The sequence below is a fragment of the Vibrio limimangrovi genome, assembly GCF_054064025.1.
The window spans coordinates 69,261-83,213 of record NZ_JBSUGF010000002.1; the positions used below are offsets into that span (position 1 = coordinate 69,261).

Annotated in this window: 10 protein-coding genes; all 10 read right to left on the reverse strand. The window is 45.7% G+C overall.

Annotated elements, in window-relative coordinates; all coding sequences use genetic code 11:
- Positions 1–64: 64 nt before the first annotated feature.
- Positions 65–1,579: an amidophosphoribosyltransferase gene (gene purF / locus ACWYU8_RS02370; protein ID WP_457516808.1), complete on the reverse strand. Its 1,515-nt coding sequence runs from the start codon at positions 1,577–1,579 to the stop codon at positions 65–67.
- A 36-nt stretch (positions 1,580–1,615) separates the two neighbouring features.
- On the reverse strand, positions 1,616–2,107 hold the full coding sequence (locus tag ACWYU8_RS02375; protein ID WP_457516810.1) for a CvpA family protein: 492 nt from the start codon (positions 2,105–2,107) through the stop codon (positions 1,616–1,618).
- A 61-nt stretch (positions 2,108–2,168) separates the two neighbouring features.
- A complete protein-coding gene (locus ACWYU8_RS02380; protein WP_457516811.1) occupies positions 2,169–2,768 on the reverse strand; it encodes an SPOR domain-containing protein in 600 nt (199 codons plus the stop codon).
- Between the two features lie 30 nt (positions 2,769–2,798).
- Entirely contained in the window at positions 2,799–4,058 is a 1,260-nt protein-coding gene (gene folC, locus ACWYU8_RS02385) for a bifunctional tetrahydrofolate synthase/dihydrofolate synthase (RefSeq protein WP_457516813.1), read from the reverse strand.
- A gap of 45 nt (positions 4,059–4,103) precedes the next feature.
- Complete coding sequence (accD, locus tag ACWYU8_RS02390; protein ID WP_457516815.1) at positions 4,104–5,030, reverse strand: acetyl-CoA carboxylase, carboxyltransferase subunit beta; 927 nt, start codon at positions 5,028–5,030, stop codon at positions 4,104–4,106.
- Between the two features lie 195 nt (positions 5,031–5,225).
- Positions 5,226–6,020 carry a tRNA pseudouridine(38-40) synthase TruA gene (gene truA, locus ACWYU8_RS02395; RefSeq protein WP_457516817.1) on the reverse strand — a complete coding sequence of 265 codons (795 nt, stop codon included), beginning with the start codon at positions 6,018–6,020 and terminating at the stop codon, positions 5,226–5,228.
- 89 nt (positions 6,021–6,109) lie between these two features.
- Complete coding sequence (locus ACWYU8_RS02400; protein WP_457516819.1) at positions 6,110–9,859, reverse strand: FimV/HubP family polar landmark protein; 3,750 nt, start codon at positions 9,857–9,859, stop codon at positions 6,110–6,112.
- 256 nt (positions 9,860–10,115) lie between these two features.
- Positions 10,116–11,129, reverse strand: coding sequence for an aspartate-semialdehyde dehydrogenase (locus tag ACWYU8_RS02405; protein WP_457516821.1), 1,014 nt, complete (start codon positions 11,127–11,129; stop codon positions 10,116–10,118).
- Positions 11,126–12,259, reverse strand: a complete 1,134-nt coding sequence (locus ACWYU8_RS02410; RefSeq protein WP_457516822.1) for a 4-phosphoerythronate dehydrogenase — start codon at positions 12,257–12,259, stop codon at positions 11,126–11,128. Before ACWYU8_RS02410 ends, ACWYU8_RS02405 begins: the two co-directional genes overlap by 4 nt.
- 364 nt (positions 12,260–12,623) lie before the next feature.
- Entirely contained in the window at positions 12,624–13,835 is a 1,212-nt protein-coding gene (fabB, locus tag ACWYU8_RS02415) for a beta-ketoacyl-ACP synthase I (RefSeq protein ID WP_457516823.1), read from the reverse strand.
- Positions 13,836–13,953: the final 118 nt, after the last annotated feature.

Sequence of the window (13,953 nt, forward strand, 5' to 3'; positions counted from 1 at the left end):
TGTCGTCAGAAATAAAAAAACCAGAGCAAAAGCTCTGGTTTTTCAATTTGAAATGGGGCGAAAATTACGCGCCTTCGTTATGCAATTCTAGGTTTGCCAAGTCTTGCTGAATCTCGCGCTGTGTCTTGGCATCATCGTTACGCAGACCATCCAGGAAGTCCAGATACTGCTGGTCAATATCGCCAGTTACGTACTCACCATTAAACACTGAAGTATCGAACTGTGTGATATCTTGGTTGCCAAGGCCAACTGCTTCTACCAAGTCTTCCAGTTTTTGGTAAATCAGGGCATCAGCGCCAATTTGCTTACAGATAGTCTCGTTGTCACGACCGTGTGCGATTAACTCAGTCGCACTTGGCATGTCGATGCCGTAAACGTTCGGGAAACGTACTTCCGGAGCTGCAGACACCATGTAGACTTTGTTCGCGCCTGAGTCACGTGCCATCTCAATGATCTGCTCTGAAGTTGTACCACGAACAATAGAGTCATCCACCAAAAGGACATTCTTGTCTTTGAATTCAGAGCGAATTGCATTCAGTTTACGACGTACCGATTTCTTACGCTGTTGTTGACCCGGCATGATAAACGTACGGCCTACATAACGGTTTTTTACAAAACCTTGGCGGTATGGTTTGTCGATCGCCTGAGCGATTTGCAAAGCGATGTCGCAAGACGTTTCTGGGATTGGGATAACTACGTCAATATCAAGATCGGCGTAATCTTCACGAATGCGGTCACCAAGTTTTTTGCCCATTTCTACACGAGCACTGTAAACAGAAATCTTGTCGATGAATGAATCAGGACGAGCAAAGTACACGAATTCAAAAATACATGGGTTTAGCTTTGGATTGTCGGCACACTGCTTGGTAAACAGTTCGCCTTCAAATGTCGCGTAGACAGCTTCACCTGGGGCGATATCACGCATAAAGTCAAAACCTACTGCATCAAGAGCAACAGATTCAGACGCAACCATGTATTCCGTTCTGCCATTTACTTCACGTTTACCCAAACATAGAGGACGAATACCATTCGGGTCACGGAATGCAACCATACCGTGGCCAATGATCATTGCTGTTACGGCGTATGCTCCGCGAATCGTGCGATGAACGTTTGTAACCGCGCGGAACACGTCTTCTGTCGTGACGTTTCCTTTTACAGAATCGATTTCATGAGCAAGGACGTTCAGTAATACTTCTGAGTCTGATGTCGTATTGATATGGCGACGGTCTTTTTCAAACAGCTTTTGGCGAACTTGATTAGCGTTCGTTAAGTTACCGTTGTGGGCTAGTGTAATACCGAAAGGAGAGTTTACGTAGAAAGGCTGAGCTTCTGAAGCACTTGAACTACCAGCAGTTGGGTAACGAACATGACCAATACCAACGTCGCCTTGCAAGCGTTGCATATGCTTTGCTTCGAACACATCTTTAACTAAACCGTTCGCCTTACGCAGACGAAAACGATTGCTTTCTATGGTACAAATACCCGCGGCATCTTGGCCACGATGCTGTAACACCGTTAACGCGTCATAAATAGACTGGTTTACAGGGGTTGTGCCCACGATTCCAACAATACCACACATGTCCTAATCCTCGATTTGCGACAGTAGCTGGCACTACTAGATAGTGCCAGACAGAAAACTTGATGTTGCTTGTAAATGCTCGAAGAATGGAGCGATCACACGTTTGAACTCAGGAACCAACTGTGATGCTTTCCACCAATCCGAGCTTGGGAATGCAGTAAACGCATCCATAAAAAACAGCACCGCAGAAACGATTAACACTCCGCGTAGACCACCAAACACCATACCAAGAAGTCGATCGGTACCTGATAGCCCTGTTTTTTGTACTAGTTGACCAATGACGTAATTCACCACTGCACCAACAATTAATGTTGCGACAAATAACGCCGCAATCGCCGCTCCGTTTCGAAACATATCGTCTTCGATGTTGGTGAAGTACACCGCTAATTTGGTGTAGTAGTTACTGGAGACAAAAAACGCTCCAAACCAAATAACCAAAGACAACGCTTCTTTAGCAAAACCGCGAACTAAACTGATCAAAGCTGAAAACCCGATCACCCCTAAAATGACAAAATCTAACCAATTCATATTTTCTTCATCTTAAGTTGGCGCGCATTTTAACAGAAAAAATGCTGACGCAAACGTTTTCTTATGGATTTAACGGCTTAAATTTAAGCAATTGACCTTTTGAGCCGGTAATTTTTTGTAATTCTTGAACTTGTCGTTCAAGTTTACTTTTCGACACATCAGGACCAACAATTACACGAGTAAAGCCATTTTCTTTTTTCGCATGAGCTTGGTAACCTCGCTTCTGGAGATCCGCCACTAATGCAACCGCATTGTCGTGATTCTTCAGCGCCATCAACTGAATAATCCAACCAGAATCTTCATATTGATTTTTCTCTTCCACTGGACGCGGAGCCACTTCCACCGTCTCTGGTTGCTTAGTTTTCTCAACGTGAGGCGTTGGATTATTAGTTGGCTCCGGCTCAGCGTCGGCAACTTGAGGTTCTTCCGACTCCTGTACTACCGCTTCTACTGGAGAGTCTGGTAGTGCCGTATCATCTTCAACTGGCTCTAATATCTCGAAGTTCTCCACATCGCTATCAAGCTCAGGTTTGATAGGAATACTGGCAAATTCTTCTTTGTAGTGAAGCTTTTTACCATCTAGTACGTCAGGAAGCACAATAACGCCCACCGCAACCAGAATGATAGTGCCGACCAAACGACTCTGAAATTTACTTGCCATCAAATTACCTTTGCTGATTCTTCTCTTTGCTTAATTACTTGATTGCCAATGCTCCAGCACCTCACCCACGGTATGGAATGAGCCAACCACCAATATAACGTCGTCCTCTCGAGCATTCTCTTTCGCACGCTCAAATGCTTCTACCGGGGTTTGGAACTTAATCTGCCCTTCCGGTAGATACTGGCACAATTCATCCGCAGACGCGGCACGAGGGCCTGTAAGCGATGCTGGGTACCATTCAGTAGCAATGCCCGCCAATGCTTCGATGGTCGATTTAATGTCTTTATCGTGAAGCATCGCAATCACTGTATGGATATTTTTACCCGCATACTGTTGCTTCACTTTTTCCACTAAATATTCTGCCGAATGTGGGTTGTGCGCAACATCAAGTACGATTACGGGCTCATTTTGTAGAACCTGCATTCGACCTGCAAGCCGAGCATTATTCAAGCCATTGACGATGTTTATGTCAGTGATTTGCAATTCTGAAGCACCAAGTGCCATTAGCGCGGTTGCCGCATTAGGTAGCGGTAACGACGGTACAGGAAGATTATCAAGGTCAAAAGCACCACTCGTCCACTGCCAGCCTTTTTCAGTGAGCTGATAATCGAATTGGATACCGACCTGGAAGAACTCAGCACCAATGTCATCCGCATGCGCGGCTACGGTTGCAGGAGGTAATGGCTGGCCACAAATTGCGGGTTTACCCGGACGGTAGATACCGGCTTTTTCGAAACCAATCACATTGATGTCATCTCCCAGCCAATCAACGTGATCGATGGCCAGACTGGTAATCACAGAGACATCGTGATCCACGACATTGGTTGCATCCAAACGACCGCCCAGGCCGACTTCAAGTAGAACGACATCCACCTTTTCAGTTTGGAAAATACGCAGCGCCGCCAAAGTACCGAATTCGAACAGACTTAATGTGATGTCACCCCTTTGCTTTTCTACAAAGTCGAACGCTTCACAATGTTTTGCGTCTTCCACGTCTACGCCATTGATGCGCACACGCTCGTTGTATCGAATAAGATGCGGTGAACTGTAAACACCTACAGTGAATCCGGCGTCTAACAGAATCGCTTCCATTAACGCACAGGTTGATCCTTTGCCGTTGGTTCCGGCAACAGTGATAACCGTTGGAGCAGGTTTGGTGAGATTGGCTTTGTTTGCTACCGCTTGAACACGGTCTAAGCCAAGGTCGATTGCTGAGGAATGAATATTTGCTAAATAATCAAGCCACATCTCTAGAGAGGATGTGGCTTGAGGAATTGAGTTTTGTGTCATCTAACTTTAACCATTAATTTCTTTGGCTTTATGTTAGTTGATACTTTACCCTTTTTCGTCCGCTTCTGGTACAGAATAAACTTCTTCAGTTGGAGATTCGTTAACCGAAACAACCAAAGGAGACTTGTGATTGGTCATCTTAGCAATAAGACCACCCACACGCTGACGCATTTCGCGGCGATCAACGATCATATCGATTGCACCGTGCTCAAGCAGGAACTCACTGCGTTGGAAGCCTTCAGGAAGATCTTCACGTACTGTCTGCTCGATTACACGACGACCCGCAAAGCCGATAAGAGCTTTAGGTTCACCGATATTAACATCGCCAAGCATCGCCAAACTTGCAGACACACCGCCCATAGTTGGGTCAGTCAGAACTGAAATAAATGGTAAGCCTTTTTCTGACAGACGCTCCAATGCTGCGCTGGTTTTCGCCATTTGCATCAGAGACATCAATGCCTCTTGCATACGAGCGCCACCACTTGCAGAGAAACAAACGAGTGCACAGTTGTTTTCGATTGCTGCTTCGACCGCTTTCACGAAACGAGCACCAACCACAGAACCCATTGAACCACCCATGAAAGAGAATTCAAATGCACAAGCGACTAGAGGTACACCCAGCAGTTCACCCTGCATTACTATCAATGCATCTTTTTCACCGCTGCTCTTTTGCGCCGCAGAGATACGCTCTTTATAGCGCTTAGAGTCTTTAAACTTCAGTTTGTCTTGAGGCTCAAGCTCCGAACCTAACTCAACACGTTCACCTTCATCCAGGAATGTTTCCAGACGACGACGCGCTTTCATACGCATGTGATGGTTACATTTCGGACATACTTCTAGGTTACGCTCCAGTTCAGCATGGTAAAGAACCTGCTCACAAGAGGTACATTTCGTCCACACACCTTCTGGGATAGAAGCTTTACGTGAACTTACAAGATTACTTTTCTCTAAAATCTTTTCAAGCCAACTCATGGAAGACCTTTTCTCTCAACTCTTCCGCTTCATTGCGAAAGATATAAATTCGTAATAACAACGACGGATTAAACCATATCTTGCCGCTACTGTAGATAAAAAACTGGTTGTACCTATTTTTGTTATCATTAATAGCGCATAGTTTCCGAGCGAATCCAGCCTAAACTACCGGTATTTTGAAGCAAGTTTGTAAAATTAGTTCAAATTATCTGGCAAAAATAACGGGCCGATCGGCACACGCGGTAAATCATATTCTTGCGGATAATCCACATCCACCAAATATAAACCTTCAGCTTTTGCGGTTGCTCCCGCAACTTTGCGATCTTTCGCCTCGAGTAACCACTTGATCCACTGTGGTTTTTCTTCACCACGCCCTACTTTAATCAAGCTACCAGTAATATTACGAACCATGTGATGAACAAACGCATTCGCTTTGATATCAATGACCACGTAGTTACCATGACGCGTCACGTTCAAGTGCATCATATTACGGAACGAGCTGAGGGACTGGCATTGCGCGGCACGGAACGACGAAAAATCGTTTTCGCCCAACAAATATTGCCCTGCTTCATGCATTTTTTGCTCATCCAGATCACCGTGGTAGTGACTGACGCCAGAGTTTAAGATTCCCGGACGCAATGTATGATTAAAAATGATGTAACGATAGCGGCGTGCAGTCGCTGAGAATCGCGCGTGGAAATCGTCAGGGACTTCTTTCGCCCAGCGAACAGCAATATCACTTGGCATGTTTGCATTCGCGCCCATCGTCCAAGCCACCATTTTACGATCTACGTTGGTATCGAAGTGAACAACTTGACCTGTACCATGTACACCAGCATCGGTACGACCTGCACACTGGACTTCTACAGGATGATTCGCAACGATGGACAACGCTTTTTCCAGCTCTTCTTGAACACTTTTAACTTCTCTTTGCCGTTGCCAGCCAAAGTAGTTTGTACCGTTATATTCGATACCTAATGCGATTCTCATCTTAACCTTCGAACTCTAAAATGGGCCGAGAAGTATATACGTAACTCATTCCAGATACAAAAAGGGCAGCTCTCGCCACCCTATTTTATTTATTGACCTTTGATGGTATCGATGAGGTTCTTAGCTTCACGACGAATATCATCTTCACCGTATACAATGGCTTCTTCCAATAACTTGATCGCCCCTTTCCGGTCATTCATTTCAAGGTATATCTTGGCCAAGTCGAGCTTACCAGCCCCTTCAGCATCGGAATCAACATCGATGTCGTTGATTTCACCAATCACATCAGGAAATTCATCGAGTCCGACATCCAGGTTCAACTCTTCTTCGTCAAACTCGCCTCCATCCAAATCGACCTGCGCCATCAGCTCATCAATCGTCATAAACTGGTTCTTCTTCGGGTCGAAGTCAGCGAGGTCGGTTTGCGTTTCCCAGTTTTCCGATTCGATCTCTGGCTGCGTTAAGGCTTGTTCTGAACGCCAAATATCACGCTGCTCTTCCGCTACATCTTCAACCTCTGAAGTCGCTTCGGTGGCGGCTGGTTTGAACCCTTCCCAATCATCACCAACATCAAGCATGGTTTCAAGATCCATACCTGCGCTATCGATGGTTTTACTGTCTAAATTGCCATCAAAGGATTCTGAATCCTCTTTATCAGATAGCAAGTTCGCCATATCTGACTCAGCAAGTCCACTCAGTTCTGGTTCGTGGCTGATATCAACAGATTCTTCTTCGCTGTCGAATCCACCTTGGTGAGCAAACACTTCAAACAATGCATCGTGGTCGTTGTCTGATTGAAGCTTAATTTTAGCGATTTCAGGCTGAGCTGACTCCGGTAACTCGGCCCCAGACATAGACGCCAACGCTTCTTCTTCGCCAAATTCAGGTAGCTCAAATTCGTCAAATTCAAATTCGTCGTCTGATTCTAATTCGGCTGCATCCACTTCAGGTTCAGATGCTGATAACTCAGGCTCATCTTCCATTGAAGCCAGCGCTTCTTCTTCACCAAATTCAGGCAGTTCTAACTCGTCAAACTCGAAATCTTCTGCTTCTGGCTCTGTAGCACCCGCCTCAGGCTCGGACTCCGGTAACTCAGACTCATCTTGTATGGAGGGCACATCATCTGCTTCACTTAACTCTGGTCGACCCAGCTCTTCAGCATTCAGCACATGCTCGACGCTCTCACCAGACCTAGCGGCAATCGGCTCTTTATCCAGATTCGCCTCAGATTCTGGTTCAACATCATCCAGCAACCAATCTTCTTCCGATGGCATACCGAATTCGTTTTCAACCGCATTCGGCGTTGGCGTAAATGTAGATTCGGTCTCTGGCTCTTGTTTGGTGATTTCAGCGCTTTCTGCAGATGGTTCTATAACAGATTCATCGATAGTAACAGCTTCATCATTTTGCTCTGCCGTTTCTGTTTCAGCTGGTATCGCTTGTTTGTCCGATTCCTCCTGCACACCAAGCGAGGCATCTACATCTGACAAAGTCTCGTTGTTGTCTGGCTCTATTGATTGAACGTCATCGTGTTCTGACTCAAACAGTTCATCCAACTCACGCATTAAAGGATCATATTCTAGAGAAATATCCTCAATATCATCCAAAAGTTCATGACTGACGAGCTCTTCGCTGGTTTGCTTGTCAGGCTCTTGCATATCCGGCGTTTCAAGCTCATTGTTTGCCTGATTTTCATTAAGTAAAGCAGCAATATCTAAATCAGATTCTAGCTCAAGCTCTTCTTCATCAACTTGCCCAGTTGTTGCATCTGCGCGTATTAATTCGTCGAAAGGATCAAGATCAGTTGCGATTTCATCGTCTAGTTCGGTGCTAACTTCAGCGTCCAAAAGTTCATCCAACAAATCCGTACTGCTGGCATCCAGCTCGTCAATATCTTCACTATCAAAGCCAGCTAATGATTCTAATTCGCTCAATGGATCAAACGCTTTGTCTGACTCTTCATCATCAATTTCGATAACTTCATCCAACAAATCCGTACTGTTTTCATCAAGTTCAGTTTTGTCGGATACGCCATCAAACCCTTGCAGATGAGCAAGGAGGTCATCGTGTTCAGTTTGAGAATGAGTCACTTGCTTGTCGAATTCAAACGATGGCTCCGACTTAACGTCTGACTTTTCAGAATGAGTCTGTTCATACTGTGCCAACAGCTTATCAATTTCATCATCTGATGCTTCCCCTACTGAGAAAGCACTGTCTATGGCTGGCGTTGTGTCAACATCAAGATCGAGGTCATCACTATCAAGTTCAGCAAACAGCTCATCAAGCATTGCCTGGTCAACATGATGACCGGGTAATGAGTCTGATGAGGCATCTTGAGCCAATCGTTCTGCGATCTCATCATCTGTTGATTTATCCCCGCTATCACCGTCAGACAAGTCAAAATCAGGCTCATCAAGAGTGTCAAACTCGTGTGGTGCTTTGTCGAGCGCTCGCGCCATTTCCTCCAGCCCCAGCGCTTTTTCATCTCCGTTGACTTTTATGCCCGTCGGAGAGGATTCAAACTCATCAAAACCTACATCCAGCTCTCCGCCATTATCAATACTGGCAAATGGGTCTTCACCTTCTTCACCTTCCAGATTGAAATCAAGCCCTTCATCTTCGAGACCAGTAAAATCATCGTTCTCTAACTCTGGAATGTCATCTTTAGACGACGTACGGTCACGATCATCATCAGTGAGTAAGTCATCGGCGAATAAATCATCATCCAGTCTCAGATCTTCTTCAAGATCATCCACTACTGCCAGACCGGCTGGTGCGGCAAGCGGATCAACAGCTGGCGACTGTGGCAGTGCGGCCTGCTCTTCGTTCTCTTTAGCACGGCGACCAAGCAGCATGACTACCAAGAATGCAAGCAGAGCCCCTGGAATAAGAGCCGCTAACCCGACTAACCAGCCATTAGACAAAAATTTATCTAGCGCGCTCGGTTGCAAGCGTTGTTGCTCCTCTGCGCGTTGACGCTCTTCTGTCAGCAATTTTTCCACTTCAGAACGAATGCGGCCTTCGTCGTTCAGTTCACTTTTCAGATTTTGCACTTCATTTTGTACTTCTGACAGCATCAGACGCAAACGATGGTTTTTCTCTTCCAGTGATGCCAGCTCGCTTTGAGAGCCCTGCAGCTTGTTTTTTAATTCGATGACCTGCTGCTCACCTTGTGGGGAGGTATTTACTGCAGAAATGGGACTCGTCGGCGCTGTGGTATTAAAAGGTTCCGCTTGCTGAGGTACAACCGCTTTTGGCGAAAGTGAGCCCGGCTCTTCCGTTGGTTGTGCTTGTGATTTTGGTGATGGTAGCGTTGATGACTGCGGCTTTGGCTGTTGAGCGATGGACTGTACTGACGCTTCTCTTTTAACAGACTCAGGTTTAACCGGCGCAGGCTGCTGGGTTAGTTTTGCCTCATGCGCCTTCATGATCGCGACGGCTTGCGCTGTGGTCGCACTTTGCACTTGCTCTAAAGAAGGAACCCGAAGCCGGCTTCCCGGGATCAGCTCATGGATATTCTGATTTTCAAACGCCCGAGGGTTAATTCGATAAATAGCAAGCAGCGTCTGTTGAATAGAAACGCTGCGTGAAGGTCGTATTTGAGAAGCGATCGACCACAAAGTTTGGTTTTCACCCGTTGGCCCAATAAAACGAGAAGGCTGAGAATTTACAGGCGGAGCAGGTAATGCTCTTTCAATCTCTTCCGCGTAGCGAGGCGATGATTGCACTTCACCTGACGGTCCAACCAGACGAATTCCTTCGGCTTGAACCACTGACGATATCTGAGTCGCGCTCATCAACACTAAGGTTGTCAACAAACGCTTATAAATTTGACGCATAGAAGGCTCAGTTTTGTGCTTGATACAATGTGAAAGGGTGAGCAGTTAAATATATCGGATATATCAAGCAAAACTATAGCTTTAGGAGGAAAAAATGTGTGAGTGTCACCATATTCGTACTAATCTCACACAATTATTCGCCGATAGAACAAAAAAACCTCGCATGTGAAGCGAGGTTTATCGTTAAGTAACTAATAAGTTAAGAAACTAAATAGTTGGGTAACTAAAAGCTAAGTTAGTTAAAAACTAAGGCTACTTAGTAGTAATCGCGGATCAATACTTCTGCAATTTGAACGGCGTTTGTTGCCGCGCCTTTGCGTACGTTGTCAGCCACAACCCACATGTTGATACCACTGTGATGACTGATGTCGTTGCGAATACGCCCCACCATCACGTGATCCTTACCACCCGCATCACGAACTTGTGTAGGGAAATCTTCACCGTGGAACACTTCAACACCCTCAGTTTGTTCAAGTAGGTTAATCACTTCCTGCGCATCGATTGGCGAACGAGTCTCAACATGAACCGCTTCCGCATGACCGTAGAACACTGGTACACGTACACAAGTCGGGTTTACGGTAATACTTGGGTCATTGAAGATTTTTTGCGTTTCCCACACCATTTTCATTTCTTCTTTGGTGTAGCCGTTTTCCATCATCTGATCGATCTGCGGAATACAGTTAAACGCGATCTGTTGAGAAAATTGTTTGGTTTCAGCTGGCAGGCCATTCAGTAGTTTAGCAGTTTGACCTGCAAGCTCATCAATACCAGCTTTACCCGCGCCTGATACAGATTGGTAAGTAGCAACGTTAATACGTTCGATACCGACTGCGTCATGGATTGGTTTTAGTGCCACCAGCATTTGGATGGTAGAACAGTTAGGGTTAGCGATGATATTACGGTTACGGAACTCTGCAATTGCTTCAGGGTTTACTTCTGGAACAACCAACGGAATGTCATACTCGTAGCGGAAGTGCGACGTGTTGTCGATCACAATCACACCTTCATCAGCCGCAATTGGAGCCCATTTTGCTGACAAATCACCGCCTGCCGAGAACAAACCAATGTGCGCTTGAGACCAATCAAACTCTTCAACGTTTTGTACGCGTACGGTTTTACCATTGAAGCGGTAAGTCTTGCCTTCACTACGCTCACTCGCCAAAAGGTACAGCTCTCCCACTGGGAATTTGCGTTCTTGAAGCACTTCTAAAATTGTTTCACCGACCGCACCGGTCGCACCTAAAATGGCAACATTGTATTGTTGGCTCATTGACTTACCTCAATCTGAAAACCTAATTCGGCTAATGGCGCAAGATTGCATGATTGATTGCCCATTAGCGTGACAGCGCTGTATTCACGGCGATCCCAGTAGTTTTTACGCATCAGGTCAAACGCACCTGGCTTACTGATTTCGCGACGGAAAAGAGCGTCATCTTTACGCACATCATAGATTAACTGCGTGATGTTATGCAGTGTTGCTTCATCCCACTCACGGTCCAAAAACATTTTTGGTACTGGTGCGGTTGGCAATAAATCGCTGGCATGCGCACGTAATTCGTTGTTTAAGAACTCACAGTAGCTGTTGAAAATCATTGTCGTACCACGAGCTTTCCCCTCCAAACCATAGCCTGCAACGTGAGGGGTTGCGAATGCTAGCAGAGGCAGAAGCTCCATATCAACCTCTGGTTCAAATTCGAACACATCCAGTGCCGCTGTGAATCCATCGTTTTTCTGTAAACGACGTTTCAATGCACTGTTATCAACGATAGGGCCGCGCGCTGCGTTAATTAGAATTTGGTCAGCACGCAGACCATTAAGTACGGTCTCATCAAACATGTGATGAGTTGGATGTTCGCCATCTTTTGTGATTGGCGTGTGCAAGGTGATGATGTCTGATGCTTCAATTAACTCGGCAAGCGGCGTAAAGCTACGAGGATCACCCTCTTCCTGTTTGAACGGGTCATTGATCAATACCTTAAAACCCATCCCTTTTAGGCATTTTTCAAGATAGCTACCCACTTGGCCAGCACCAATAATGCCGACCGTCTTGTCAAAGACAGAAAAACCCTGCTGCTGTGCCAGTACCATCATTACGCTGAACACATACTCGGCAACACCCACTTTGTTACACCCCGGCGCCGCAGTAAAGAAAATGCCTTTTTCTTGCATAAGTGCCTGATCAACATGATCCATGCCTGCTGTGGCAGTACCAACAAACTTCAGTTTGTTCGCTTTACTGATCAGTTCAGCATTCACTTTGGTTACCGAGCGAATCATAAGTGCATCAACATCGATCAAGTCATCAGCCGTTAGTGAACGGCCCGGTTTTAGAATCACTTCACCGATTTGGCTGAACAGTTCTTCAGCATACGGCATGTTTTCATCAACAATAATTTTCATAGCGCCAGCGTTTTAAGATCCATTTTTTAGAATTGCAGTGATTGTGCCTTTTTCCCGAGAAATCTCAAGAACTATACCCAAGTAGCTTCACGATGCAGGATTAAGAGCGTAGTCACGGCTGCGAGTTCTAGAAAAGTAACACAGCGTAATAGCAAGCTTTTTCCAAGTGCTTTAGGTATAAAAATAAAAAGCCCGGCATTAAGCCGGGCAAGGTTCCAGAACAAAAGGATCTTATCCCGCTCTCCTTGGGATAAAGTCTGCGTCTGTTCGACCAGTTAGACTGATCAAGCTCTGGAAACTGGTTTGTTAGGGTTCATATCGTCCGACGAATAACCCCAACAATGTCAATTAGCATTGTTGCTGACTAACCTTGGTATTTCTTGATAACTAGCGTTGCGTTAGTACCGCCAAAACCAAAGCTGTTTGACATTACGGTATCAATTTCAGCGTCACGAGTTTCAGTTACGATATCTAGGCCTTTCGCAGCTTCGTCCAAGTTTTCAATGTTGATGCTTGGAGCAATGAAGTTGTTGTTTAGCATTAGCGTTGAGTAAATTGCTTCATGAACGCCAGCCGCACCCAGTGCGTGACCAGTCATTGCTTTGGTAGCTGAGATAGCTGGGCTGTTTTTACCAAATAGCTCTTGAATCGCGCCTAGTTCTTTCACATCACCTACTGGTGTAGAAGTACCGTGTGTGTTGATGTAATCGATGTGGTCAACGCCTTGCATTGCCATCTTCATACAACGAACTGCACCTTCACCTGATGGAGCAACCATGTCGTAGCCATCAGAAGTCGCGCCGTAACCTACGATTTCACCGTAAATTTTTGCACCACGTGCTAGTGCGTGCTCTAGCTCTTCAACAACGACCATACCGCCGCCACCAGAGATTACAAATCCATCACGGTCTGCATCGTAAGTACGCGATGCTTTTTCTGGCGTATCGTTGTACTTAGTCGATAGTGCACCCATTGCATCAAACATCATGGTTTGAGACCAATCTAGCTCTTCACCACCGCCTGCAAATACGATGTCTTGTTTGCCAAGCTGGATAAGCTCCATAGCATGACCAATACAGTGTGCAGAAGTTGCACAAGCTGAACTCATTGTGTAGTTCACACCACGAATTTTAAACGGTGTAGCAAGACAAGCCGAAACAGTAGAAGACATAGTACGTGGAACCATGTAAGGACCAACGCGCTTCACACCTTTCTCACGCATAATATCGGTTGCTACCGTTTGGTTTAACGCAGAAGCACCACCAGAACCAGCAACGATACCTGTACGATCGTTTGAAACTTGCTCTTCTGTCAGGCCAGCATCTTCAATAGCTTGCTGCATTGATAGGTATGCATACGCAGCCGCATCACCCATAAAGCGCATCTGTTTACGGTCGATGTGTTCCGCAGGGTTGATTTTTAGATCACCCCAAACTTGCGAACGAAGACCGTGTTCTTTGAACTGCTCAGACGCAGTGATGCCAGATTTGCCCGCTTTAAGAGACGCTAGAACTTCTTCGACGTTGTTACCGATACTTGAAACAATACCCATACCGGTGATTACGACTCGTTTCATTATGACATTCCTAATAATTCAAAAATCTGCTAGATAATAACTAAGATAGCTAACAAAAGTGGTCAGCTTTCCCATAAATTCGTACAATCATCCCATTGTTACCGCGCCAAATCACAAA

Coding starts and splice junctions, on each gene's coding strand:
- ACWYU8_RS02405 (WP_457516821.1), bottom strand. CDS start 11,129: ATGAGCCAACAATACAATGTTGCCATTTTAGGTGCGACCGGTGCGGTC.
- folC (WP_457516813.1), bottom strand. CDS start 4,058: ATGACACAAAACTCAATTCCTCAAGCCACATCCTCTCTAGAGATGTGG.
- ACWYU8_RS02380 (WP_457516811.1), bottom strand. CDS start 2,768: ATGGCAAGTAAATTTCAGAGTCGTTTGGTCGGCACTATCATTCTGGTT.
- ACWYU8_RS02410 (WP_457516822.1), bottom strand. CDS start 12,259: ATGAAAATTATTGTTGATGAAAACATGCCGTATGCTGAAGAACTGTTC.
- ACWYU8_RS02375 (WP_457516810.1), bottom strand. CDS start 2,107: ATGAATTGGTTAGATTTTGTCATTTTAGGGGTGATCGGGTTTTCAGCT.
- purF (WP_457516808.1), bottom strand. CDS start 1,579: ATGTGTGGTATTGTTGGAATCGTGGGCACAACCCCTGTAAACCAGTCT.
- accD (WP_457516815.1), bottom strand. CDS start 5,030: ATGAGTTGGCTTGAAAAGATTTTAGAGAAAAGTAATCTTGTAAGTTCA.
- ACWYU8_RS02400 (WP_457516819.1), bottom strand. CDS start 9,859: ATGCGTCAAATTTATAAGCGTTTGTTGACAACCTTAGTGTTGATGAGC.
- fabB (WP_457516823.1), bottom strand. CDS start 13,835: ATGAAACGAGTCGTAATCACCGGTATGGGTATTGTTTCAAGTATCGGT.
- truA (WP_457516817.1), bottom strand. CDS start 6,020: ATGAGAATCGCATTAGGTATCGAATATAACGGTACAAACTACTTTGGC.